Source organism: Flavobacterium agri, from assembly GCF_013401995.1.
In the GTDB taxonomy this organism is placed as follows: domain Bacteria; phylum Bacteroidota; class Bacteroidia; order Flavobacteriales; family Flavobacteriaceae; genus Flavobacterium; species Flavobacterium agri.
The window spans coordinates 317213-343614 of record NZ_JACBJI010000004.1; the positions used below are offsets into that span (position 1 = coordinate 317213).

18 protein-coding genes are annotated in these 26402 nt (G+C 48.3%); 8 read left to right on the forward strand and 10 right to left on the reverse strand.

Annotated elements, in window-relative coordinates; translation table 11 throughout:
- Window positions 1-114 precede the first annotated feature (114 nt).
- Window positions 115-5667 (reverse strand): alpha-2-macroglobulin family protein, encoded by a 5553-nt coding sequence (locus HZF10_RS11575; RefSeq protein ID WP_176006363.1) that lies wholly within the window; start codon window positions 5665-5667, stop codon window positions 115-117.
- A gap of 132 nt (window positions 5668-5799) precedes the next feature.
- Window positions 5800-6243 carry a nucleoside deaminase gene (locus HZF10_RS11580; protein ID WP_176006364.1) on the reverse strand — a complete coding sequence of 148 codons (444 nt, stop codon included), beginning with the start codon at window positions 6241-6243 and terminating at the stop codon, window positions 5800-5802.
- A gap of 97 nt (window positions 6244-6340) precedes the next feature.
- Here HZF10_RS11580 and HZF10_RS11585 point away from each other — a divergent pair, with 97 nt between their 5' ends.
- From HZF10_RS11585 to HZF10_RS11595, 3 genes are read left to right on the forward strand one after another with little or no spacing between them, the layout of a single operon-like run.
- Window positions 6341-6670, forward strand: a complete 330-nt coding sequence (locus HZF10_RS11585) for a YegP family protein (RefSeq protein WP_176006365.1) — start codon at window positions 6341-6343, stop codon at window positions 6668-6670.
- Window positions 6671-6718: 48 nt separating this feature from the next.
- A complete protein-coding gene (locus tag HZF10_RS11590) occupies window positions 6719-8488 on the forward strand; it encodes a 1-deoxy-D-xylulose-5-phosphate synthase (RefSeq protein WP_176006461.1) in 1770 nt (589 codons plus the stop codon).
- Between the two features lie 38 nt (window positions 8489-8526).
- Window positions 8527-9474, forward strand: a complete 948-nt coding sequence (locus HZF10_RS11595) for a DUF3078 domain-containing protein (protein WP_176006366.1) — start codon at window positions 8527-8529, stop codon at window positions 9472-9474.
- Between the two features lie 40 nt (window positions 9475-9514).
- Here the strand turns inward: HZF10_RS11595 and HZF10_RS11600 are convergent, their stop codons facing one another.
- From HZF10_RS11600 to HZF10_RS11635, 8 genes are all read right to left on the reverse strand, one after another.
- The gene (locus HZF10_RS11600; protein WP_176006367.1) at window positions 9515-13054 is read right to left on the reverse strand and encodes a PKD domain-containing protein; all 3540 of its coding nucleotides are present in this window, start codon (window positions 13052-13054) and stop codon (window positions 9515-9517) included.
- A 145-nt stretch (window positions 13055-13199) separates the two neighbouring features.
- Complete coding sequence (locus HZF10_RS11605) at window positions 13200-15839, reverse strand: T9SS-dependent M36 family metallopeptidase (RefSeq protein ID WP_176006368.1); 2640 nt, start codon at window positions 15837-15839, stop codon at window positions 13200-13202.
- Between the two features lie 94 nt (window positions 15840-15933).
- The gene (gene dgt / locus HZF10_RS11610; protein ID WP_176006462.1) at window positions 15934-17268 is read right to left on the reverse strand and encodes a dGTP triphosphohydrolase; all 1335 of its coding nucleotides are present in this window, start codon (window positions 17266-17268) and stop codon (window positions 15934-15936) included.
- 47 nt (window positions 17269-17315) lie between these two features.
- Window positions 17316-17543, reverse strand: coding sequence for a hypothetical protein (locus HZF10_RS11615; RefSeq protein ID WP_176006369.1), 228 nt, complete (start codon window positions 17541-17543; stop codon window positions 17316-17318).
- A 1-nt stretch (window position 17544) separates the two neighbouring features.
- On the reverse strand, window positions 17545-18039 hold the full coding sequence (locus HZF10_RS11620) for an RDD family protein (RefSeq protein ID WP_176006370.1): 495 nt from the start codon (window positions 18037-18039) through the stop codon (window positions 17545-17547).
- A 16-nt stretch (window positions 18040-18055) separates the two neighbouring features.
- Window positions 18056-18568, reverse strand: a complete 513-nt coding sequence (locus HZF10_RS11625) for an RDD family protein (protein WP_176006371.1) — start codon at window positions 18566-18568, stop codon at window positions 18056-18058.
- A gap of 69 nt (window positions 18569-18637) precedes the next feature.
- Window positions 18638-21073 carry a ribonucleoside-diphosphate reductase subunit alpha gene (locus HZF10_RS11630; protein WP_176006372.1) on the reverse strand — a complete coding sequence of 812 codons (2436 nt, stop codon included), beginning with the start codon at window positions 21071-21073 and terminating at the stop codon, window positions 18638-18640.
- Between the two features lie 134 nt (window positions 21074-21207).
- Window positions 21208-22185 carry a ribonucleotide-diphosphate reductase subunit beta gene (locus HZF10_RS11635; protein WP_176006373.1) on the reverse strand — a complete coding sequence of 326 codons (978 nt, stop codon included), beginning with the start codon at window positions 22183-22185 and terminating at the stop codon, window positions 21208-21210.
- A gap of 390 nt (window positions 22186-22575) precedes the next feature.
- Here HZF10_RS11635 and HZF10_RS11640 point away from each other — a divergent pair, with 390 nt between their 5' ends.
- The 5 genes from HZF10_RS11640 to ald all read left to right on the forward strand — a co-directional run bounded on the left by HZF10_RS11640 (window position 22576) and on the right by ald (window position 26277).
- Window positions 22576-23007 carry an SRPBCC domain-containing protein gene (locus HZF10_RS11640; RefSeq protein WP_176006374.1) on the forward strand — a complete coding sequence of 144 codons (432 nt, stop codon included), beginning with the start codon at window positions 22576-22578 and terminating at the stop codon, window positions 23005-23007.
- A gap of 106 nt (window positions 23008-23113) precedes the next feature.
- Window positions 23114-23992 (forward strand): flavin reductase family protein, encoded by an 879-nt coding sequence (locus HZF10_RS11645; RefSeq protein ID WP_176006375.1) that lies wholly within the window; start codon window positions 23114-23116, stop codon window positions 23990-23992.
- An 18-nt stretch (window positions 23993-24010) separates the two neighbouring features.
- Window positions 24011-24412: a DUF3127 domain-containing protein gene (locus tag HZF10_RS11650; RefSeq protein ID WP_176006376.1), complete on the forward strand. Its 402-nt coding sequence runs from the start codon at window positions 24011-24013 to the stop codon at window positions 24410-24412.
- A gap of 57 nt (window positions 24413-24469) precedes the next feature.
- Complete coding sequence (gene aat, locus HZF10_RS11655; RefSeq protein WP_176006377.1) at window positions 24470-25105, forward strand: leucyl/phenylalanyl-tRNA--protein transferase; 636 nt, start codon at window positions 24470-24472, stop codon at window positions 25103-25105.
- 80 nt (window positions 25106-25185) lie between these two features.
- A complete protein-coding gene (ald, locus tag HZF10_RS11660; protein ID WP_176006378.1) occupies window positions 25186-26277 on the forward strand; it encodes an alanine dehydrogenase in 1092 nt (363 codons plus the stop codon).
- Window positions 26278-26402 lie beyond the last annotated feature (125 nt).

A 26402-nucleotide genomic window follows, 5' to 3' on the forward strand; every position in this document is an offset into this window, starting at 1 on the left:
GGTTTTTTGGAGGTTTTGAGACCTAACAGATTTACAAATCTGTTAGGTCTTACAAATAACCTTGATTTTCCGAATATCCCATTACAGTTTTTCCACCTATTTTGTTAAAACCGATCAACGCAACACCTCAATCCACATCCCCTTATTCCTAGCCAAATAATCATTGTCGTACATTGCTTCGCACTGCAATCCCGGCAAGTAATAAGCACCCAGATACGACGCGTTCACAAGCATGCTGAACTTCTTGCTTTCACCTGCCTTAAGTCCGAAATAATAATTGGCGCGGTCATCGCGAATATCGATATAATCGGCTGTATTTTGTGTAGAGGAGCCATAATCGGTATAACGCGTATTGACGATTTCGAATCCCGAAGGCAAAATTTGCGTCAACGCCACATTGTCCACATATTCGTTGGTCTGGTTCGTCACCCAAATCTCGGCGATGAATTCCGTGCCTTGCTTGATTTTCGAAACGTTTACCGAATTCCCTTTGCGATCCTTGAACACCGTAGCGATTTTCAGGTTGCGTTGTCCCGCAAGTTCTTTGCCTACCGGAAGAATACCGCTGTTCAACACTCGGACGTAAACCGTATTTCCTTTCGTATTCCGCAATGTGATCGAATTCTTGCCGGGTTTTGCGACTAGGCTGCGTCCTGCGAGCGATTTGGCGGTTTTGATCGAAATGTTCTTGCCGTTTTCGGCATATTCCAACTCCAGTCCGCCACCGCCGTTCGATTGAGCGAATTGCGACATCGCATATAACGAATAGGCTGTCGTCTGCGTGCTCATCCATCGGTTCGAAGACATTTCTTTGGCGAGTTTGTTGGCCATGGCGAACGCTTGTTTTTTCTGTCCGAGCAAAATCAACGTTTCCAATGCCATCGCACGATTTCGGTCTTCCGATCCGTAATACCAATAATGTCCGTCGTATTCGTCGATTTTCGATTTCGACAACAAGGCCAAACCGGCCGAAGATTGTTTCACAAGCGCATACGTCGCGGCCAATCTCAATTTGCTTTCATTCGAGATTCCGGCCGTTTCGCGCAATCGGTTCATCGAAGCCAGATCGGGCGAACCCGCCAAAGCCAACGTGTACAATCGGTATGATTGCGCCAGATCGTTGCCGTATTGCGGTTCGTAACGCCATTGTTTGGCCGTGCGCTGTTGGTATGAAATCCATTTTTGCTTGAATCCGATAGGCAATACATATCCTTTTTTCTCGGCTTCGATCATGAAATGTCCGGCGTACGAAGTTCCCCAATCGTCCGCATACGAATTGCCCGGCCAATAGACGATGCCGCCGCTTGCAAGCTGGAAACTGTTGAGGCGTTGGATGCCCGCGGTCACATTGCGTTGGATGCTTTGTTTGCGCGTCGGTTCGATGTCCATAATATCGGCGAGATACAATTGAGGGAAAACCGACGAAGTCGTCTGTTCGACACAACCGTGCGGATATTCGATCAAATATTTCAATCGTCGGTTCAAATCGATCATCGGAACAGATGAAACCTCGAGCGCGGCTTTAATGCTCGAGCGTTCACCAAATCCTTCCCAAGCGATGGTTTTGGAGCTGTTCGGGCCTAAAATCACATCCGAATAAGTATTGGTAACCGGATTCGGATTCATCACGTCGAGCTCTACGTCGTATGTCGATTTTTCGTTGCCCGAAGTCGCGATTACCTGGACTTTTCCGATTCCTGTGGCGCTGTTTACCGCAAGACTGAAATACGCCATTTTCTCGTCCGGACGGTCAAAAGTCAAGGTTTGCGCGGCATTTCCGACGATGCGGATGTTGTTGCTCGTCTTGATTTCTACCTTTACATTCTTCACGTTTTCCTTCATCGCGAACACCGTTACCGGAAGCGTGACTTTTTCGGAAGGCGTGATTTTGCGCGGAAGCGATGCCAAAACCATAAGCGGGCTGCGCACCGGCGTCGTTTTCTCGACCGAACCGTAAGCGCCCGTATTCGCATTTGCGGCCACGATCATCGTCCTGACCGAACCGATATAGCGCGGCAACGTGACTTTGTGTGTCTGCGTTTGTCCCGATTCGAGTTTGAACGGCCCGAGATACATCACGACCGGTTTGAAACGGTTCGCTTTTTTGGCTTTTCCGCCTCCGAGCGCCGCGTCACCGCCGATTCCGAAAACCTGGTTGATTTTTCCGCCGTATGCGCCGATCACATCGTCGTAAATATCCCAAGTACGCACGCCCAGCGCTTCTTTGACATAGAATGCATCCCAGGCGTTGGGAGTTTTGAATCGCGTGAGGTCGAGCAGACCTTCGTCGACAATCGCGATCGTATACGACATGCCGCGTCCGTTCTTTTCAGAGACTTTAAGCGTCGCGGTTTGAGCCGGTTTGAGTTCCGAAGGCATCGAAAGCTGCGGTTCGAGGATCGTGTTCTTATCTACGACTTCAATCGGTACGACGCCATACAATCGGATAGGTGAATCGTTTATCGTATTGGCGTGCGGTTGCAAAAGCGTGATGTTGATATACACGTTCGGCGCCATCGCGGCCTCGATCGGGAGTTCGACCTGGGTTTCGCCTTTTTGGGTTTTGGCCCATAATGTCTTGAGGACTTTCGTTCCGTTTTCAATCGAAATCAACGCTCGTCCGCCGGCGCTCGACGGGAAGAATATTTTGGCTTTTTCGCCAACGGAATATTTTTTCTTATCCGTTGAGAACATTAGGATTGTGGCCGATTGTCCGTCGGTCTGGCGCGTTTTTCCCGACCATGAAGGCCAGTCGATGAATACGGTTTGCGATGTGGCGTGGCCTCCGTCAGATTCCACTGCGCGAATCAAATAACGGCCCCAATCATCTTCGGGAATGTTGAGGTTCACGAAAGTCTTGCCCGATGCGTTCGTCGTCGCCTTGAACTGTTTGTAAGGCGTGATCGATGTGCCGTTGCTGTAGCGCGACAGGTTATCCGAAGATGCATCCCACCACCAACGCGATTCCAATCGGTATACGTAAACATCTATCGAAGCATTTGCCGCCGCCGATCCGTTTTCGTTCACCGACGCGATCTCGAAACGATTGGTTTTACCGGTTTCAAGCATTCCGTAGCGGTTGCCTTCGGGTTCTTTGATTCCGATATAGGTCGAATAAGGCGAAAAATCGACCGAACTCACGTCTGTGCTCACATCGCCGCCCGCTTCGTAAACCTTGGTGATGAACGCGGCCCTGAGCATTCCCGGAGAATACGAGGCGATATTGGGCTTTATCGAAAAAGTCGCCATGCCGTTCTGGTTGACTTTGCCCGAGAACAGGTTAATTTCCTCGTCGTAGAACGTGCGCGTAGCGTCGTCGAAATTGTAATTATCGTAGCCTTTGAACGATGTCGGTTGTTGGGAAACCTTCATCTGTACTTCGGTCTTCAGGTCTTTCGCGATCGCTCCGTGAAGCCACGTGACCTGGATGGTGTTGCTGTTTTCTTTGGAAGCCGAAAGGAACGTGCCGTTAAAACTGTTTTTGATTTTGAGGCGGTTCGGTTTTATCGTTTCGACCTTGATGTTCTTGTAGAATCGCGCACCTCCGACGTTCACGACGGCTTCCCAACTTCCGGTCGGTGCGTCCATCGCGGTCGGAACCACGAATTTGTAGTGGTTCAGCGCGTTGTGGGTTTGCACGGTTTGGAAGGTTACTTTACCGCGCGCATCGGTTACGCGCAATTTGATCGGATGGTTCGCCGGCAGTTTATTTGCGTTGTCGTTCAAAATAAACGACAGGTAAATATTGTCGCCAGGCCGCCACACGCCGCGTTCCCCGTAAATATAACCTTTGAGGCCTTTCTGCAACGTTTCGCCCGATACGTCGAAATTGCTCACCGAAAGCGACAATTCGTCGTCTAGTTTCAAATATGTGCTTTGTTTGTCTTTTGTGACGATTGCGAAATAGGCGTATTTGTTCGGTCGGAAAGTGGCCGTGCCGTCGGTTCCGGTCGCGCCTGAAGCGATTTTCTGTTGTTGGTAATTGTAGAGTTCGACAGTCGCACCCGTGATCGGTTCGGTCGTCAGGATGTTGTTCGCCGCGATCAGGTACGATTTGTCGAGACCGCGCTTGGCGATTACGCCGATGTCTGAAGCGAGAAGGTTCGTGGCCGTACGGCTTCTGTGATAATAGTAATCGCTGCACGCATCGGCGTCGGCCTGCCAGTCGTAATCTTCTTCGTAATAGTAGTAATCGTCGTAGTTTTCACCGCTGTAATTCACGTCGTCCTCGTTTTCCTCCTCTTCTTCAGAATCGGATTCCGAAGTCGATGAACCGCTGCATTTATAAAGCGAATATTTCTTCTTGAAGCTGAATTCGACGCGATAGATCGCACCAGGCTCGACGTTGATGATTTTCGACAAATCGAGCGCATACGTATTCCACTTGAGGTAATTGAGGATCGTATTCTGCTTGAGCGTGATGGTTTTTTTCGCGATAGGTTGGGCGACTTGCTTCAGGTTGCGGCTGCCGTTGAGTTTGTTGTCCTGAAGGAACTGCATGATGTTGTTCTTGTAAATCTTGTAGATTTTGACATCGACCTGTTTCAGGCTCGCCGCTTCAAAATTGAGTTTGAGATTGGTCGAACTCGGTAAAATATTCCCGCTTTTGACGAGTCGCACGCCGGGTTTTATCTGTTCGAACAGCAGTTTTTGCGAATAACTTTTCTTCATTTTCTGGCCGTCGCTGTTGCGGATGCCTTGGAAAACTTCTACAAGCCGTTCCGACGAGGCCGTTTCTTCCGATCCGTAACTATAATCGGATTCGGTCGATTGTGGCGCATTCACGTTGTCGTAAAACACTTTAAGCACGTTGCCTTCGGTGGCAAAACGCAGGTTTTCAGATTTTTCGATCGCGACAAGACCCGAAAAATCCTGGTCTTTGTCGAGCGGATCGGAGAAGTTGATGAGCAACGTCTGGTTGTTCTCGTCACCGACTTCGATCTGAAGCACCTTGAACGAATTCCTGCCCGAAATCGGGAATTTGAGCGAGCCTTTGCGGTCGATATCGGCGGGATCGCCATCCCAGAAAATCTCGATTTCGCCGTCGTCTTCAGGCCGCGCGATGCTGTCTACGACGAACTTGAATTCGGTTGCCGTGCTTTTGTTTTTGTCGAATTTGACTTTGAGCGGTTTCCCGTCCTGACGCGCGATGACGAGTTTTTGGGCGTCTTCGAACGAAAGTCCGTCGGCGGTTTTGAGCGTCGCGTTGAGGTATTGGTACTCTTTGCTGTACGACTGCAAATCATCGGTATTCACGACAAAATCCTGCTTGATGGTTTTGATCGTGAATTTGAATTCGGACAGTTCTTTTGGCGTTTTGATGATTTCGCCGAGCTTGAGCTTGATTTGGTAAACCGTGTTCGGATCGAGCTTTTTCTCGGGAATGAAAGCGATCGTGTTTTTCGACAGCGCTTTTACCTTGCCGCCGACCGACGGCGAAATGTCGAAAAGTCCCGAATCGAGTTCATCGCCGGGCGTCCATTCTTTTTTGGAGAAAGCGAGCTGCACGCGTACATCGGAACTCACAGAGACGATTCCCGAGGTGTAACCCGTAATGAATTCCTTGTAAAGATCGGGGTTGGAGTTGAAATCCGCTTGGGATTTTTTGGAACAGGAGTGCACGATCAGGAGCGCGCACAGCAAACCGAGGAATTTTCCGGCTTTCATGGTGTTTGAGAGAGGTTAGGTTATTGAATCTGAACGATTTCGGTAATTATCGCCATAACACAAAATGTATCCGATTTATTATTTTAAAGTACGGATATTTTTATGTGATTTTAAGAAAATTTCTTAAAGCCTTTATTTGCGGCGTTCCGCGAAAAAGCGCAGCATCAGGTCGGCACACTCATTTGCCATGACACCTTGTACGACTTGGGTTTTCGGATGCAGTTTCGTACCCATCGAAATAAATCCTCTTTGTTCATCCCTCGCACCGAACACGATTTTGGTGATCTGGCTCCAATACAAAGCGCCCGCGCACATTTGGCAAGGCTCCAAAGTGACGTAAAGCGTGCAATCCTTAAGGTATTTTCCGCCGAGGAAATTAGCGGCCGAAGTGATGGCCTGCATCTCGGCGTGTGCGGTCACGTCGTTGAGCATTTCGGTCAGGTTGTGCGTGCGTGCGATCACGCGATCGTTCACGACAATCACCGCACCGACTGGAATTTCGCCTTTTTCATACGCCAGTTCGGCTTCCTGATAGGCTTTTTTCATAAAGTACTCGTCGGTGAAAATGTTTTCCATACGGCAAAAATACGATTTGAAGCTCAGGTTTTAAAATGAAGTATAGGTCTGATACTCTTAATTTTAAGTAACTTTAAGGGTGTTAAATCTATTCGTCATGGGAAAATTCGTCATCAGCAAAAGGTCGAACGGACAGTTCCAGTTCAGCCTAAAAGCGGGAAACGGGCAGGAAATCCTGTCGAGTGAAAGTTATACCACCAAATCTGCCTGTGAAAACGGCGTGGAATCGGTAAGGAAAAATGCACAGAACGAGGACATGTTCGACAAAAAATTGTCGGCTGGCGGCAAACCGTATTTCAACCTCAAGGCATCGAACGGACAAGTGATCGGCACCAGCGAAATGTATGAAACCGATAACGCGCGAGACAACGGCATCCGTTCGGTGATGGAAAATGCGCCATCGGCCACGGTAGACGACCAATCGTGACGATAACCGAAACCTAGTAAAATCGTACATTTGCCATTATACCTGAAAATGGCGACTTCATTGCTTGAACATATTTCGTTTCCGTCAGACTTGCGAAAAATAGCGCGTGAGAAATTGCCGTTATTGGCGACCGAACTGCGCGATTTCATCATCGATGTCGTTTCGAAAAAAGAAGGACATTTGGGTGCGAGCCTCGGCGTAGTCGAACTTACGATTGCACTTCACTACGTTTTCGACACGCCCCAAGATTTACTCGTTTGGGATGTCGGACACCAGGCTTACGGTCACAAAATCCTTACCGGAAGAAAAGATGTTTTCCACACCAATCGGCAATACGATGGGATTTCGGGCTTTCCGAAACGAAGCGAAAGCGTTTACGACACGTTCGGGACTGGACATTCGTCTACCGCGATTTCGGCGGCTTTGGGCATGGCGATCGCTTCAAAACTAAAAGGCGATGACGAAAAAAATCACATTGCGGTAATCGGCGATGCGTCTATTGCAGCCGGAATGGCGTTCGAAGGATTGAACCATGCCGGCGTTTCGGACGCGAATCTCCTTGTCATCCTCAACGACAACGCGATCGGGATCGATCCGAGTGTGGGCGCTTTGAAGGATTATCTGACATCGGTGAAAGAAGGCCGCAACCCGAAGGCGAACAACATGATCAAGTCGCTCAATTTCGATTATTCGGGCCCGATCGACGGACATGACTTCGATGCCCTGATTTCGGAACTGGAACGCCTCAAGAAAAAGAAAGGCCCCAAATTCCTGCATATCATCACCACAAAAGGAAAAGGAATGGCTTTGGCCGAAGAACATCAGGTGAAATACCACGCGCCTGGGAAATTCGACAAGGAAACGGGTGAAATCCTCGCGAAACCGGAAGAAAACCTGCCGCCTAAATTTCAGGACGTGTTCGGGTTGACCGTTTTGGAACTCGCGCGTCAAAACCTGAAAATCATAGGGATTACACCCGCGATGCCAACCGGAAGTTCGCTCAAGTTCATGATGGATGAAATGCCCGAACGCGCCATAGACGTCGGGATCGCCGAACAGCATGCCGTGACGTTATCGGCTGGAATGGCCACGCAAGGCATGACGGTTTTCTGCAACATTTATTCGACTTTCCTGCAACGCGCTTACGATCAGGTGATACACGATGTGGCCTTGCAAGATCTCCCGGTGATTTTCTGTCTTGACCGCGCTGGATTGGTAGGCGAGGACGGAGCGACGCATCACGGGGTTTTCGACATCGCTTACCTGAGATGCATCCCGAATATGATCGTGTATTCGCCTTTGAATGAGGTTGAACTGCGCAATATGTTGTATACGGCTTCTTTAGGGCTAAATCATCCGATCGCGATTCGCTACCCGAGAGGACGCGGTGTTATCGTCGATTGGCAAAAATCTTTTGAAGAAATCGAAATCGGCAAAGCCAAACGCCTCAGAAAAGGCAATCGAGTGGCTGTGCTGACAAATGGTTTCATCGGCAATAATGTGATCGAAGCATTGGGAAACATAGACAATTCCGGAAAATTCTCGCATTGCGATTTCGCTTTCGTCAAACCGTTGGATGAGCAAGTCCTTCATGACATTTTCACGTCGCACGAAGCCGTGATTACGGTGGAAGACGGCGTGGTGGCCGGCGGTTTCGGAAGTGGAGTACTTGAATTCGCTTCGACACATGGTTATTGCCTTCCTGTAAAGAATATCGGACTTCCCGACCAATTCATAGAACACGGAACCGTTTCCCAATTACAACAATTGGTAGGTCTGGACGTTAAAAGTCTCGAATTTATTTTCGGGAACTATTGAATTTGCGATTTTTGCAACTTCAAAAAAACTACAGCACAATGAAATTATGCCGAACGTTCGGCCTGTTGCTTTTTATAGGCGTAGCAGGCTATTCGCAAGACATTAAACCCATCGTGATCGACACTACTTCGCATTGGGAAAAAAAGAACACCTTGAGTTTCGATTTGAGCGAGATCGCGTTCGTGAACTGGAATCCCGGCGGGACGAGTTCGGTTTCGGGTTTGGCCAAGGGCATCTTCTTCAGGAAATACGAAAAAGACCAGACCAAATGGAGCAACGAGCTTATCATGCGTTACGGTATGAACAAGCAGGACGGCGTCGAATGGCGTAAAACCGACGATGCGTTCCAGTTCAACTCGACTTTCGGTTATCGAAGGGATACCGTTTCGCATTGGTACCATTCGGCCAAGCTTACTTTCAATACGCAATTCAGCAACGGTTACAATTATCCGAACACAGCCCAACCGATTTCGAAACCTTTCGCTCCGGCCTATACGTTTCTGGGTGTAGGTGCCGAATATTCGAACAAGGCCAAAAAAGTCAATTTCTACCTTTCTCCGCTTACGATGAAAAACACGCTCGTACTCGACCAGCGATTGGCCAACCAAGGCGCATTCGGGGTTGATAAGGCGGTGTATGACGACGTGACCGGTGAAATCCTCAAAAAAGGAAAACAAGCGCGTACGGAGCTCGGTATCTTGATTACGGGTCATCACAAGCACGAACTGTGGAAGAACATCACGCTCGAGGACCGCATCAGCCTTTATACCGATTACCTGAACAAGTTCGGCAATGTCGATATCGATTGGCAGATGCAAATGGATTTCGTCGTGAACGAATACGTCAAGGCAAGCATCGGTACACAATTGGTTTACGACGACGACATCAAAGCCAAAGAAGAGCGCGATGGCGAGCAAGTCACCGTGGGGCCAAAAATACAGCTCAAACAGATTTTGGGAATCGGATTGGTCTACAACTTCCAATAATAAAAAAGCCCGCTTGTTATAACGGGCCTTTTGTTTTGATCTAGTTCTTGATAATTTTTTGGGCAAAGGTCATATTTTGTCCACTCGCGCTTAAAACGTATACGCCTGATTGGAGATGACTCAGGTCGATTGTTTTTTCGGTTTCGAAATTTTCCTCATCTTTTTCGAATACCAACCTTCCGTTGAGATCGAATACCTGGAGATTGAATTTTCCCGAGAATTTTTCTACATGTATGTTGAAAAGGCCATGTGAAGGATTCGGTTTCACGATTGGCCTTGCTATCGGTTTAGGATGTTGCAAGTGCGTGTTTGTTTTAGAGTTGCCAGTTCCACCTCCTGGCCCGCCAGGTCCCGATCCAGGCCCACCTGCAAGTACGGGGAACGAAATTGTCGTGGTACAGCCGTTTAAGGTTACGGTCGCCGTTACGGTATAAGTCGCTGTCGCAGGAAACTGATGTGAAGTCACATTAGTCGGTGGCGTGCCGTCACCATAATTCCAGATGACGGTACCGCCTTCCATAAGGTCGCAATCTACTTCGTTGTCGAGGTAAATTTCGAACGAAAGCGCCGATCCGAATTCCATCGGATAAACACCATATGTAATATCGTCAAAACAAGGGCAACACAATTGGCCGATTTGTTTGGTGACCGTGCTGGTACAGCCTGCCGAATTGGTGACCGTGAGTGAAATCGTACCCGGCAATGATGTCCAGGCGATTTCGACCGCAGATTGGTTGCTTTGCCCGATGATCGTTCCGCCGCCACCGGTAATCGACCATTGTGCCGTTTGGCCGTCGAGCAAATTCACCGAGTTGTATGTGTGGTTGTCGATTGTAGTACAAGCCGTGGCGCTTCCGTCTATTACTGGCATAGCCATTGGCGTAATGGTGACGGTGGTTTGTGCGATAAAGACATTCGTGCTGCTGTTGAGCGTTATGGTATACGTACCCGGAGCCGTGAAGTTGTGTGTCGGCGTGTTTGCCGTAGATGTGTTTGCTGCGCCAGACGACGGATCCCCGAAATTCCAGATGAACGATGTGTAACATGAACCTTGTGCGACGTTCGGGAAAAATTTATACGAGCTACAACCATTTACGACCGGACTGATCGAATTCAATCCCATAGGCTCAACAATATTTGGCATTGCAGTATATAGCGAACCCGATCCGAAAACCGTATTCGGAAATTGTGGGCCTTGAGGAGAGTATGCACAAGCATTCGGATTGGCTTCGGTCACGAGATTATTCGGATTGTGGATTACCGAGAACGAGAAGAGATCGGCTTTTAATGGGTCCGAAAAATAAATTTTACCGTCTGGGCCTAATTTCATTCCCCTACTTGCGACAGAATGCGCGACGATTCTCTTAGTGGCTCCGGGATCGGGACTGTTCAGGTTGAACTGATAAAGATCTTTGAACAAATCGGCCGTGTACAATAATTTGGAATCGGGACTGAAAGCGAAAGTTTGGGTTACATACTGCGGAGGTGCGGCGAACAATATTTTCGGATTGCTCAATACGCCCGTGAATTTGTCGAAATCGTACAAAACAAGTGGCGAGTAATTGTTGTTCTGATACACCAACCTGTTTCCGTCAGGCGAAACTTTGATGGTCTCGTTGTTGTTGAAGTTAGGCTGAGTGACCGGCGTGGTAATACTACTCGAATAAGTCAATCCCGCCGATGTCAGCGAAAACACGACAAGAGCCAATTCGGTGCTGCTTTTTCGCAGTGTCGTGAAAATCCAGTAGCCTCCGCATTTTTGCGACGCGCAAACGGCCTGGCCTCCATACATGGCGTTGTTGTTGCCGAGCAAATAACCTGACATACCCGACAAAGGCGTGACAGGAACGTTCATATTGGCGACGGGCATCGTCAACGTAGTGCCCGAAACATTGATACGCGTGTAACGAAGACCATCCAAAGGGTTGGCAGCCTCGCCTGGAACGGTAGTTATATTGGAACCTTTGGTAAAGATGTAATAATCGGTAGTGTTCGGAATCGGAACGGCCACGACAGCGTTTTGGCCGCCACTATGGCCTTTCATCGCGACATAAGATCCGGAACTCGCATTGACCAAACTGTGATTGGCCCTCCAAACTTTTACGCCGTTGGTGTAAAACAACACGCTGCCGCTAGATGTATTTGCGACAGAACTGCTCGAATACGTCTTGTTCGCCGATGGGAAAACAGGATCCACGACCGGTACTCCAGATCCGAAAGCCAGTCCGTTGGCAGACGACAAATACCAATTGGCCAAGCCTCCAGGAATTGGCGTATTGCATGGTGAAACATAGATTTGGGACGAATAGACCGCACTTGATCCACCGCTTGTCAAGGTAAGCGTGACCGTATACGGAGAATTCGCACTTGATGCAAAAGTATGGCTTACCGCGGTAGATGCCGAAGAGGTAGTACCGTCGCCAAAATTCCACAAGTAAGTTGTGTTAGGGTTGGAAATCAGAAGCGGGGTGAACGTAACGGCCGAGTTTTGGCAAGTTTGATACGTGCTAGGCGTATACGTAGCTGAAATCAGGTTTTGATAGCCACAGATGCCCGTATAAATAAGATTGTCGGTAGAACCCAACATGACTCGCGGAACGGCCAATGCAGCCAACATGCGTTCCTGTTGTCCAGCCGAGAATTGTGTGCGGCATGCATCGTTGGTGTACTGCATGAAATTATGGATGTCTTGCGCAACGTCGTTCGGACAAACCGTAACCGAAACCGGGCAGCCAAAAATCATCGCGCCTTGCGGTGTGTCGCATACTTTGTCGCCATTCTTATTGCACAGCAGTACGCCATTCGAATCCATGGTTCCATCATTCACGCCCGAGCATCCGCCTTGGAACGTGTGATAAAGGCTTAGGTAATGCCCGACTTCATGCGTCAGGACTTTTCCTTGGTTGTTCGAAGCAAGTAGGTTGCATCCTCCACAAGTCGCCGCATCTCCAAACGCATCGTAACGCATGAGCACGCCGTCGAACAATGGTGAGTTGGGGAACGGAGCAAAACCCAAAATTCCCGAAGACGCCCCGTCTATGCTTTGCACCACATATATTCTCATGTATCGCGAAGGCATCAGGTTCGACGAAGCGGTAGCCGAAATGAGCGCATCGAGAGAGGCTTGCGTAAGCATCGGATTTGAAGATGTTGCATTATTCACGTGGATGATACCCGGAATTGTTTGGGTCGCGCCACTCGGCATCGGGATGGAAGTCGAGTTCACTCCTCTTCGTGTGGCCAAACAAAACGTAATGCCCGACAACGAGAAATGGTCGTTTAGCGCAGAAATTTGGCTTTGTACCTGATTGTCCGAGATATTTGTGCCGGTTCCTTCGGGTACACCGTTGTGTACGACATATACGATTACCGGAATTGTAATGTTGGCCTGCGTGCTTTTGCGGCCTCGCCCTTGTTGGATGTACTCCTGAATTTGTTGGTCGGTGGCGTCGAATCGCGCTTGGGCCTCGGGGAATTCCTTTGCGATCGTTTTGGCAAAAACGTCCGTTCCGCAAGGTTCGGTTTGCGAAAAGGCCAAGCAGCCGTAAAAAAGTAAAACTAGGTTAAGAATTTTCTTCATAAATGATACTGATTTGGTTGAGTATCAAATATAAAGAAATGTTAAATTCATATGTAAGAAAAATTTTAAAAAAATGACAAATTGCGATTATTAAAAAAGCCCGTTCTGTTAAACGGGCTTCTTGATGGTTTTCTTTGGAATTCGATCAATTCACGATGAGTTTTCGCGATATGTTGATGTTTTCCGCATTTACTTTAACCACATACATCCCAGTTTGCAGATGGCTTAAGTCGATGGAATGTTCGTTGTTGAAAGCGGCGTTCGGCTTTTGGAAGACCACACGTCCGTTCACGTCTACAACCTGAATGTTCACGTTGCCCGAATAGTTGTTGATGCGGATGTTGACCGTACCATTGGTCGGGTTAGGATACACGCGGATGTCGTCTTCATTGTGGAAGTAGTCCAGTCCGAGCGTACAGTTCGCCCCTGGAGTCGGTTCTGTAAAATCTTCTACCTGATCGTTCGCATTCGACGTAGATCCAGACGATGCGTTAACGCCAAGACCTCGTCTTGCAAACACTTCCCAAATCATACAATAATCCTGGCCTCCTGTCGTGGCTTGATCGGCAGCGATGATCGCATTACGTGCTGAAACGAATCCCGGGCTGCAAGGCTGTAGTTTGAGTCCGTCGAGAACAAGGCGCATGACTTTGTTGTTTCCGCCTGTTCCGGTATATACGTTAGGGTCGAATCCGTATTTGTTGATGTAAGCCCACGTCAAGTCCCAAAGCATGGAAGCCCATACTTCACCTACGTCGTATCTGTAATTGCCCGAAGTGGTATTTGAATCCCCGAATGTCTTTCCGTTGATTGCCATATCGGTAGAATAAGGAAGTGACCGAATTCCACCGCCATTTTCTGCTGGCTGGTTTGAGGCGAAAGCAGCGATACCTTTAGGTGTAGTTCCTACGTCTCCGGCCTTGAGCTGCATCATCAATGCAAACCAATCAGACCAGCCTTCTCCCATGGCTTCATCGTTGAATAGGCATGATGAATTCATTGGCCCGCCGGTCAAGCGCGTGGAAATCCCGTGGCCGTATTCGTGTGCGATGATGCCGTTGTCGAAATCGCCGTCGGCATTCACGAAATCATTCGGAGGTGAAGACAACTTCACGTTCACAGTCGAAGTTTGCATGGCCGCAATCAAAGCATCTCCCAATTCTTTTGTAATGAAAATCGCCGGAATGGTGATGTTGGCGTTTGCACCCGACATGTTCACGAGTTGCATAGGGACGTTGTCTGTAATCACAACCGCGACGGCGCCAGCGTTTTGTGCATTTTCCACTTTGATCGTGAAATCACAGTTTCCGCGACGAATCAGAACGATTTTTCCAGCCATTTGGGCTGCATTAGAAGGCGCGACACAGGCTTCGTTCGTGCTGGCTCCGGTATCTTGGTACAACACGAGGTCTGTTTGGATCATGTTAGGCGATACGGGCACGTCGACATGACCCGGATTGAACTGATTTTGTGTGGCCTGATAACCGCCCGTTAGCGCAGCTGGTGAGTTCACGAAGAAAAAGCGAGGTGCGTAATCCCACACATACATTTGCATTCTTGGACGAGTACCGTCGTTAAATGTTGCGAAATTCGCATTGTTCCTGTTTGTCGGACTCGGCTCCTGATCGGCGGAATCCTGACTGTCGGCAACAACCGCATCTCCTAAGAATGAGGTAGCGCCGCCATTTCCGTAATTGTTCTGCTGAAAATTCCCATTTATTTCATTAAACCCGTACTGATACCAAACGTCGTGCATGATATTGTTCATGTAAAACAGGTTGGTAGTGGCGGCCGGCGTATAGGTGTTGGTCTCGACATTAGTTCCGGTGTATGGGAAATCGAATGTCAATGAAGCGCCGCCTTGGGCGAAAGTTCCGGCTGTAGAATCGTCTCCATCACGGTCTTCGGAAGCAGCTACGTTATTGCCGCGCGAAGTCGTGAATTCGTTTCCGGCCGATCCGTTCGTGTCGTGCCATCCGTAAGGAGAAGCCGTGACGTTATGAGGGGAAACTACCAATTGGCGTGGCCCGAACGCAGGACTTTCGGTACCTCTCGGAATGACGCGGTAAGAACCCGATTGGATTTCGAGCGCCGATTGCGGTTTGAAAAAATCCTTTGAAAATGAATACGCCCTATTGTCAGCGAGCACGGGCTTGTCTAACGGCGCGTCGAAATTACACGAAACCACCATGTCGTTTTGAGCAAGGATTGTACCCGAAACCGCGTCCACACGGATGCTCCAAACATGGTGATGTCCTTTGGTTTCTATCGTGAAATCCCAAGCAAGGCGCAAATTCCCGTCTGGGGTGACCTGATAGACAAGTTCGGCCGTAATAGGTTCGAGGCCGTCGTTGCTGATCACGAAGTTTTTTGGCGAAATGGTTTCAACAACCGTATGTGCACGCGATTGGATTCCCAAACCTGAAAGCCCGGAAGCCAAAGCTTGCAGTACATCCAATTGCGGATTTACCGTGTTTATTTTTTGGGAGAGGTTCGCGACGAAATTTTCTCCGGCTACGTTGATGACTTGCCCGTTCTTGATCCAAAAGTTAGAGGATGAGGCAAAAACTTCGGTGCCGTTGAAACGTTGCTTAACGAAGTAATTGTCTATTCCCGTACTCTCGGAGTTGAGCTTTCCGTCTACGACCCAATCTGAAACGTCTTGGGCGCTAAGTCCTAATTTAGAGCGATTAGCGTCGAGATAAGCTTGAATTTTCTGCTCGGCGTTTTGGGAAATTCCCAATAGCGGAATCAGAAAAAACAACGCAGAAGTAATTTTTTTCATTGGATTAAAGTTGGTTTAGTTTAGCTGAACGCAAACATAACTTTATTTTTCCGCAAAATTGTTAAATCGCTGGGCAAAAGAAACTTCAATAGATTTAGGAAGTCACGATGCGGTTATAGATGAGCGCTTTTCCGTCGGTTAGCATAGAAACGAAATGGCAGATGTGCAGCAACCGTTCATACAGCGTTTCTTTTTCAACCAAATGTTTTTCGGGCAACACCTTGAGCAACAGGTTGTCGTAATTGGTCGCGTTTCCGTCGAACTTGTTGTTGTAGGCCGTGATGAAACGGTCGAGCAGGTTGTTGATCACCTGATAACCCGTAAGCTCTTTTTCGATGACCTCGCGGCTTTGGTAAATGTTCTTGACCGACAGCTTGATGATGTCGTCCATTTGCGCCTTGTATTTGCTTTTGTCCATAAGCGCGTGATGGAATTTTCCTTCAAGGATAAGTTCCTCGTTTTCCATAAAGACGCGAACCGCATCGCCGATCAAGCTACCGATGGCCAAAGCGCGCAGGTAACTCAAACGGTCTTCCTTGGTTTGCTGTTCGTTGTATTTTTCGAGGTTGATCGTGTCCTTGACGAGTTTGATCAGGTATTCGAGCGCGTAATCTTCCGAAATCAATCCGAGGTTGATGCCGTCCTCGAAATCGATGATCGTATAACAGATGTCGTCGGCGGCTTCGACCAAAAACGCGAGCGGATGGCGTTCGAAACCGATGTCGTTTCCGGTTTTGTTCGCAATCAACCCGAGTTCCGAAGCGACGTCTTTGAAGAATTCCTTGTCGGCCTGGAAAAATCCGTACTTCTTGTCCGAAATGTTCGACGTGGGTTTCTTCGGAAGGCTTTCCTTCGGATACTTCATGAAAGCGCCCAAAGTCGCGTACGAAATGCGCAATCCGCCTTCGTTTCCGGGACGCGAACCCGCGAGCACCGAAAATCCGTTGGCGTTGCCTTCAAAATCGATGAGGTCTTGCCATTGCTTGTCTGAAAGCTGGTCCTTGAATTGTTTTCCTTTTCCGCTCTTGAAATATTCGCCTATGGCTTTTTCGCCCGAATGCCCGAACGGAGGATTTCCGATGTCGTGTGCCAACGCTGCCGCGGCGACGATCGCACCGAAATCGTTCATATGGAAACCGTGCGATTCCGAAAGGTGCGGATATTTCTCGATGATCTGTTTCCCGGCCAAACGTCCAAGCGAGCGCCCAACGACCGAAACTTCGAGCGAATGCGTAAGGCGCGTGTGCACGAAATCGGTCTTCGACAACGGAATGACCTGTGTCTTGTCCTGCAAGCTGCGAAACGCCGACGAAAAAATGATGCGGTCGTAGTCGACTTCGAAACCTAATCGCGTGTCGGCTTCTTCCTTGCGAAGGCGTTTGTTTTTGTCTCCTTGTTTTTTGAGGGAGAGAAGTTGTTCCCAGTGCATCATTGGTTCAATGTTCGTTATTCGTTATTCAATGTTCGTTGTTCAAATCACTTCTTGTCGTTGGCCAAAAAGAAGTTTCGCGATTTCATCGGATATTTCTCGTTTGATGCATTGCTGGGATTCGCGACCACGGTCTTGAGGTTGATCTCGTCGCCTACCTTGAAATTCCCGGCTTCGGTATATTGGTAATCGAGCAGGTATTTCCCGCAGAAATAATTCCCTTTCTCGTCTTGTTCTATTTTTCCGGTAAAAACACCTTTTTTTTCTTTTGCCATGTTATAATAATTCGCTGTTTTGCCCGATTTCGTCGAGTTCGATGATTTCGTTTTGCCTAAGGATATAAATGTGTTTCTTGACGACACAAGTGCCCGAAATGCTGTCGTGCCAACCCGTGTCTCCTAAGAAACTGAACGCTTCGAAAGGGATGAATCGGCAAAGTGTACGTATGAAAATGGTTCGGGGCGTAGGCTTCTCTCCAGATTCGTGTATCACGATAGTTCCGGTGATGAGTTTCCCCAAAGTGCGTCCTGCCAGAGCTTCCCACACGAAATAATAGGCGAAGTACGGCAAAAACCAAAGCAGCAAGCTCAATGCGATATTGGTGGTTGGGTAACTTTGGGATGGCATTCCGCCGGTAGCGATCACGATCAGCGTGAAAGCGATCGAAAGGATCACGTACAATGCGATGATGGCGAAATAGTCGATTAGAAAATGAGCGAGCCTTAAACCTTTCGGGGCTTGCATTTCGTGTGTAACTTCAAATTGTGCCATTGTTTTTTATTGTTTGTTAAAGAGATTCTTGGTTTTTTCCGATTTCATCCAATTCATCGACCTGGCGAATGTATTGCTCATAATCCGATTTACGCACGACCCTTGTTTTGGGAATGCGATCGTGCCAACCCGCAGACATAAACAGGAAACTGAAAGCATCGAGCGGAATCAAACGGCTCAACGAACGACCCAAAATTTGCAAAGCGGTCGGTTTCTGTGCAGTTTTGCTCACTACGATGGTGCCGGTCACGAATTTTCCGAGCGTGCGTCCGGTTAACAATTCGAACATCGTGTAATAGGTGAGCGACCAAAACAAGCCGATAAATACTTGGAGCAACGACGTGGAACGCCAAAAAAAGAATCCGTCAGAAGAAGCGCTTATCGTATCCATGAAATATCCCAAAATGATAATAATTCCAAAATTCATGGCGTTTTCGGCAATGTAATCGACGATGTAATTGGCAAACCGCTGACCCGATGAAGCCAGCAAATGATCGGGAATCTCTAATTCGCGTAGGGCGTATTCCATAATTTTTTCTACAATATAAAACATAAAAAGGAAGCCGAAACTTCCTTTTTACACAAACTATATAATTGGTTAGGAGCCGCACATTTCGCAGTCTTCCGGATCGGCATTGCGCGAACGCTCTACCATGGCACGGAATTCTTCTGCCGACATTTCGCCTTCGGCCTGTACTTCTACGGCGACCGGTTCTGCAACTGGTTCTGCTTTGCCTACGGCCAGTTCGCCTACGGCTCGGGTCTTGTCGTTGTTGAGCGTGAACTTGATCGCATCTACCGCCGACTTGGTACGCAAATAATACATTCCCGTTTTCAAGCCCGACTGCCACGCGTAGAAGTGCATCGAAGTCAATTTCGCATAGGTTGCGCCTTCCATGAACAGGTTAAGCGATTGCGATTGGTCGATGAAATAACCACGTTGACGCGACATGTCGAGGATGTCTTTCATAGACATTTCCCAAACGGTCTTGTACAAATCCTTGATGTTTTGCGGGATGCCGTCGATGTTTTGTACCGATCCGTTGTGGCGCATGATTTCCTGCTTCAAAGATTCGTTCCAGATGCCCAATTCAACAAGGTCTTCGAGCAAGTGCTTGTTCACGACGATGAATTCGCCCGAAAGCGTTCTTCTCGTGTAAATGTTCGAAGTATACGGTTCGAAAGCTTCGTTGTTTCCGAGGATTTGCGAAGTTGAAGCCGTAGGCATCGGCGCGACCAAAAGCGAGTTGCGCACGCCGTGTTCCATCACTTCTTTTCTCAACGAAGCCCAATCCCAACGTCCCGAAAGGTCGCTGTCTTTCAATCCCCAAAGGTTGTATTGGAATTCACCTTGCGAAATCGGCGAGCCTGCGAAAGTCGAATACGGCCCTTCTTCTTTTGCCATTTCCATAGATGCGGTAACACCTGCGAAATAAAGCGTTTCGAAGATTTCCTGGTTCATCTGCTTGGCTTCGTCGCTTGTGAACGGCATGCGCAATTTGATGAACGCATCGGCCAATCCCTGAACGCCCAATCCTACCGGACGGTGGCGCATGTTCGAGTTCTCGGCCTCAACCAACGGATAATAGTTGCGGTCGATGACTTTGTTGAGGTTTCTTGTAACGCGCTTGGTGACATCGAACAGTTTCTGGTGGTCGAATTTTCCGTTTTCGACGAACATCGGAAGCGAGATCGAAGCGAGGTTACACACCGCCACCTCGTCTGCAGACGTATATTCGATGATTTCCGTACACAAGTTGGACGAACGGATCGTACCCAGATTCTTCTGGTTCGACTTGCGGTTCGCCGCGTCTTTGTACAACATATAAGGCAATCCGGTCTCGATTTGAGATTCGAGGATTTTCTCCCAGATTTCACGAGCTTTTATGGTTTTTCTGCCTTTGCCTTCCGATTCGTATTTGAGGTACAAGGCGTCGAATTCTTCGCTATGTACGTCGTACAATCCGGGGCATTCGTTCGGACACATCAACGTCCATGAAGCATCGTCCTGAACGCGTTTCATGAACAAATCCGGAATCCACATGCCAAGGAACAAATCGCGCGCGCGCATCTCTTCTTTTCCGTGGTTCTTACGAAGCTCGAGGAATTCGAAGATATCGGCATGCCATGGCTCGACGTAGATCGCGAACGATCCTTTACGTTTTCCGCCGCCTTGATCGACGTAACGCGCCGTGTCGTTGAACACGCGAAGCATCGGTACGATACCGTTAGAGGTTCCGTTCGTGCCGCGGATGTAAGAACCCGTAGCGCGTACGTTATGGATAGAAAGACCGATTCCTCCCGCCGATTGCGAGATTTTGGCCGTGTTTTTCAACGTGTCGTAAATACCGTCGATCGAGTCGTCTTTCATAGACAAAAGGAAGCAAGACGACATTTGCGGTTTTGGCGTTCCGGCATTGAAAAGCGTAGGAGTTGCGTGCGTGAAGAATTTCTTCGACATCAATTCGTACGTCTCAATTGCAGCGTCGATGTCGTTCATGTGGATTCCTACCGAAACGCGCATCAACATGTGCTGCGGACGCTCAACGATTTTTCCGTTGATTTTCAATAGATACGAACGCTCAAGTGTCTTGAATCCGAAGTAATCGTAATTGAAGTCGCGGTTGTAGATGATGGCCGAATCGAGTTTTTCGGCGTTCTCCATAATCGCGGTATGTACTTCGTCCGACAACAAAGGCGCTTCTTGTCCGGTACGCGGATTCACGTAATGGAACATGTCGCTCATGGTCTCGCTGAACGACTTTTTGGTATTCTTGTGCAGGTTGGAAATCGCGATACGGGCCGCGAGTTGGGCAAAATCAGGGTGAGTGACCGTCATTGACGCCGCGGTCTCGGCAGCTAGATTGTCGAGTTCAGACGTAGTCACGCCGTCGTAAAGGCCTTCGATCACGCGCATGGCCACTTTTACCGGATCTACAAGGTCGTTTAGCCCGTAGCACAAAATCTTGATCCTGTCGGTGATTTTGTCAAACATTACCGGCTCTTTCTTGCCGTCTCTTTTAACTACAAACATAGGTCACACTTTAGAGATTAATGAATGGTTTTGGTGCGGAAACTCGTTCCGAATTAGTTGGAAATCCGGAATTTTCCGGGCAATTGGTTGGTTATGAGCTTTCCCTCGCGTGAGCTTCAGGATAGGGATTTTTGCTAGAAATCGGCGTCGAAACTGATTTTTTGGGAATCGGTATCGTTGTTCATGACGCCCGCTTTCTGGTATTCCGAAACGCGCTTCTCGAAGAAGTTCGTCTTGCCCTGAAGCGAGATCATGTCCATGAAATCGAACGGATTCGTGCCGTTGTACTCGCGGTCGCAGCCCAGTTCGACAAGCAAACGGTCGGCTACGAACTCAAGGTATTGCGTCATAAGCGTCGCGTTCATCCCGATAAGGCTTACCGGAAGCGACTCGGTAATGAATTCGCGTTCGATGTTCAACGCATCGACGATGATTTCCTTGATGCGCGCTTTCGGCACTTTGTTCACCAAATGGTGGTTGTGTAAGTGTACGGCGAAATCGCAGTGCACGCCTTCGTCTCTTGAAATCAATTCGTTAGAGAATGTAAGTCCGGGCATCAAGCCGCGTTTTTTAAGCCAGAAAATCGAGCAGAACGCACCCGAGAAGAAAATTCCCTCGACGGCGGCGAACGCGATCAATCTTTCGGCGAACGAATCGGACTCGATCCAACGCAACGCCCAATCGGCTTTCTTTTTGATTGCGGGAAATACTTCCAACGCGGTGAAAAGCTGGTTCTTTTCGGCTTCATCCTTAACATAAGTATCGATCAGAAGCGAATACGTCTCGCTGTGGATGTTTTCCATCATGATTTGGAAACCATAGAAAAACTTGGCTTCCGGATATTGCACTTCATTGACGAAGTTTTCGGCGAGGTTTTCGTTCACGATACCATCCGAAGCCGCGAAAAACGCAAGAATGTGCTTGATGAAATACTTCTCGTCCGAATTGAGCTTGTTGTTCCAGTCGTTCAAATCCTGGTGCAGGTCGATTTCTTCGGCAGTCCAGAAACTAGCTTCCATTTTCTTGTACCATTCCCAAATATCGTGGTGCTTGATCGGGAAGATAACGAAGCGGTTTTTGTTTTCTTGGAGTATCGGTTCTATCGCTGCCATTTTGCTCTTTTTCGTTTGGGGATTTTAACAAAAATTTTTGTTTTATCGTGATTACAAAGATTGCCATTTGGGGCGGTTTAAAAAAGTCAAACTTTTCCACAATCAGCCGTAGTTTTTAACAAACGACAGTATGCGGAACGTTATTTTTATTAAACGTAATTGCTTGTGAATTAATGGTTTGTAAATTGTTAAATTTCGTAATTCCCTGTAAAATCAAGGTGGTTTGAAAAGTCTGCGAAATTAGTTTCGTAAAAATCCGGGCCTTCTGAAACGATACGACTTTACACAAAAAGGTTTGAGGACTTTTCTTCGTAAAATAGGTGTTCCTTTTTTTGTTTCCTTGTTGTGCGATTTGACCACGATCCGATTTACCTTTGGAAAAACAGCAAGATGAGTCAACTCGAAATAGTAAGCCGACGAGAATTTGCGCATCCGATAAATAAACTGTGGCGCGCCTGGACAAACCCAGAACATCTTAAAGTTTGGTGGGGGCCGAACGGATTTACCAATACGATCCACAAACACGACCTGCGCGTCGGTGGTACTTGGCGGCTCACCATGCACGGCCCTGAAAAAGGGAATTACGAGAACGAAGCCAGATTTACCGTCGTCGAACCCGAAAAGCGCCTCGAATGGGATCGCGTTTCCCAGCCGTTGTTTTATGTAACGGTCGTTTTCGACAAAATAGACGAAGACAAAACGTCCGTCACGTTCAAAATGAAGTTTTATGAACAAAAGATGTACGACACGATCGTGAAATTCGCTCCCGAAAAAAACGAGGAGAATTTCGACAGGCTCGAATCGGAACTTGAAAAAATGTAAAAGCCTTGTCCTGCGTGGTTTTGTACAAACAGTTGATAACTTCCGGCCCGTTTTAAAACGTAAACCGATTCGCGATTGCTACATTTGCCACAAACCTAATTGAAGCATGATCAGTATCGTTCCGGGCGAAATGACGACCCAGAAATTGCACGGTTATTTGCAATCTGCCGTCGGACCGCGCCCTATTGCGTTCGCGAGTACCGTAGATAAGGACGGAAATCCGAATTTGTCGCCTTTCAGTTTTTTCAACCTGTTCAGTTCGAATCCGCCGGTCTTGATTTTTTCGCCTTCGAGACGGGTGCGCGACAATACGATAAAGCACACGTTGATCAATGCCGATGCGACGCGCGAAGTGGTCATAAACGTCGTGAATTACGACATCGTGCAACAAGCGTCGCTATCGAGTACCGAATATGCCGACGGCGTGAATGAATTCGTGAAATCGGGCCTGACCGCGATCGCTTCAGATTTGGTGAAGCCGTACCGCGTGGCCGAATCACCCGTGCAGTTCGAGTGTAAGGTCAACGAGATCATCAGCCTCGGAAATGAAGGCGGAGCGGGCAATCTGATCATTTGCGAAGTGCTCAAGATGCACATCAGCGAAGAGATTCTCGACGAAAACGGGAACATCGACCAACACAAGATCGACTTGGTTTCGCGATTGGGCGCAAATTGGTACTCGCGCTCGAACATGGGCTTGTTCGAAGTGCCGAAACCGCTCACGACGTTAGGGATAGGTGTTGATGCGATTCCCGAAAAGATTTTGAAAAGCCCGGTTTTCAATGGCAACGACTTCGGTATGTTAGGAAATGTCGAAGCCTTGCCGACACCCGAGGAAGTCGCTATATTTGTAAAAGAAGATTTCGAGGTCAAAGGCGTGTTGAGTTCAGACGATGAACAGAAGCAACACGAACTCGCCAAAGAATATATAGATAAGAATGAGGTGCTTTCGGCATGGAAGGTCTTATTAGCCAAAAGAGTTTAAATTTAAAGAAAAGAAAAGATGGAAGTTACAGGAAAAATCAAAGTCGTAAACCCGACCCAACAGGTGAGCGCCTCGTTCAAGAAAAGAGAATTGGTCGTCACTACAGATGAGCAATATCCGCAACATATCATGATCGAGTTCACCCAGGACAAAACCGATCTGCTCGACCAATACCGCGCCGGTGAAGACGTAAAAGTGTCGATCAACCTTCGCGGACGCGAGTGGGTCAGTCCTCAAGGGGAAACGCGTTATTTCAATACGATTCAGGGCTGGAGAATCGAAAGAGTACAGGCTGGAGCGCCAGAGCAGCAACAGTATCAACAACAGCCGCAGTACCAACAGCCGCAAATGCCGCCGGCCCAATCGTTCGCGCCTGCGCAGAATTTCAACGAGGAAGAGCACGACGATCTGCCGTTCTAGTCCAAATCCTATAATTATCACGACCCGGCGTTTCAAAAAGGCCGGGTTTTTTGTACGATGTATTTTTTAAGTAAAGAGCTTATTTTTCCCGATCCCGATGAAGCCGATTACGACGGATTGCTTGCCATTGGCGGAGATTTGTCTACAGAACGGTTGTTGCTGGCTTACCAAAACGGCATTTTTCCTTGGTTCGACGAAGACGACCCGATTTTGTGGTGGTCGCCCGATCCGCGAATGGTGTTGCTGTTCGACAATCTGGTCGTTTCCAAAAGCATGAAAAGCATTTTGCGAAAGGGAATTTTCGAAATCACGTTCAATCAAGACTTCGAAGGCGTGATTTCGAACTGCCAAAAGACCGAGCGCAAAGGACAAAGCGGTACATGGCTCACGGACGAGATGAAAGAAGCCTACCTCGAACTGCATCGTCTGGGTTATGCAAAATCTGTAGAAACCTGGCAAGACGGAGAACTCGTCGGCGGTTTGTACGGCATCGACCTCGGTCATGTTTTTTGTGGCGAAAGCATGTTCTCTAAAGTTTCGAATGCTTCAAAAGCCGCTTTCATCACGTTGGCCAAGAAACTCCAATCCGAAAATTATCGTCTTATCGATTGCCAGATCCACAACGACCATTTGGAAAGTTTGGGTTGTTCCGAAATTCCGAGAGCGTTGTTCATTGCGGCGTTAAAATTGTGATTTTTATCGAAAAAATAATTATACCCCTATTTTTTGAAGGGTAAAAATTTATATTTGGTTAAATATTAAATTTTGACCCCATGAAAATTGGATTGCCAAAAGAAATCAAGAATAATGAGAATCGCGTGGGGCTTATTCCCGCAGGCGTTTATGAATTGGTAAAAAACGGACATTCCGTTTACGTGCAATCCTCGGCGGGCGTCGGAAGCGGTTTTGTCGATGCCGATTATGCTTCGGTCGGTGCCCAAATCGTACCCGACATAGAAACCGTCTACGATTTGGCCGAAATGATCGTCAAGGTCAAGGAACCCATTGCTTCAGAATATCCGCTGATCAAACAAGATCAAGTCATTTTTACCTATTTCCACTTCGCCTCGAGCACGGAACTCACGCGCGCGATGATCGATAGCAAAGCGGTCTGCATCGCCTATGAAACGGTCGAAGACGAAGACGGGACATTGCCGCTTTTGACGCCGATGAGTGAAGTCGCCGGACGCATGGCAATCCAACAAGGCGCGAAATATCTCGAAAAACCCATTAAAGGACGCGGTGTTTTGCTCGGTGGCGTTCCCGGAGTTCCGCCCGGAAAAGTACTGGTTCTCGGAGCTGGAGTCGTCGGGTTGCAAGCAGCGAAAATGGCCGCCGGATTGGGCGCTCACGTCACGATCCTCGACATCAACATGAAACGGCTGCGTCACGTGAACGACATCATGCCGAGCCACGTCGTGACCGAATATTCGAGCGAATACAACATCAAACGCCATATCAAGAACCACGATCTGATTATCGGCGGCGTACTCGTAAAAGGCGGGAAAGCGCCCAAACTCATCACGCGCGACATGCTCAAGGAAATGCGCCCCGGAACGGTCATGGTCGATGTGGCCGTAGACCAAGGCGGTTGTTTCGAGACCACGCGCGCCACGACACACGAAAATCCGACGTACATCATAGACGACATCGTGCACTATTGCGTCGCAAACATGCCCGGAGCCGTGCCGTATACGTCGACTTTGGCGCTTACGAACGTGACGTTGCCTTATGTTCTGAAGCTTGCGAATCTCGGATACGAGGAGGCTTGCGCGAAAAACAACGATTTGGCGAAAGGTCTCAACATCGTGAAAGGGGAAATCGTTTACGACGAGATCAAGGAGTTTTTCGAGGATAAGGTTTAGGAGCTTTTTCCAGCTGTGCGCTATTAGTCCTCGGTCTCAAGCCAGGTTTTTGTAAAATTAGCGATGGCTTCCGCTGGTCGCCGCGCCAATTTTCAAAAAGCCAAGTCTTGAACCCTGTGGGCTAA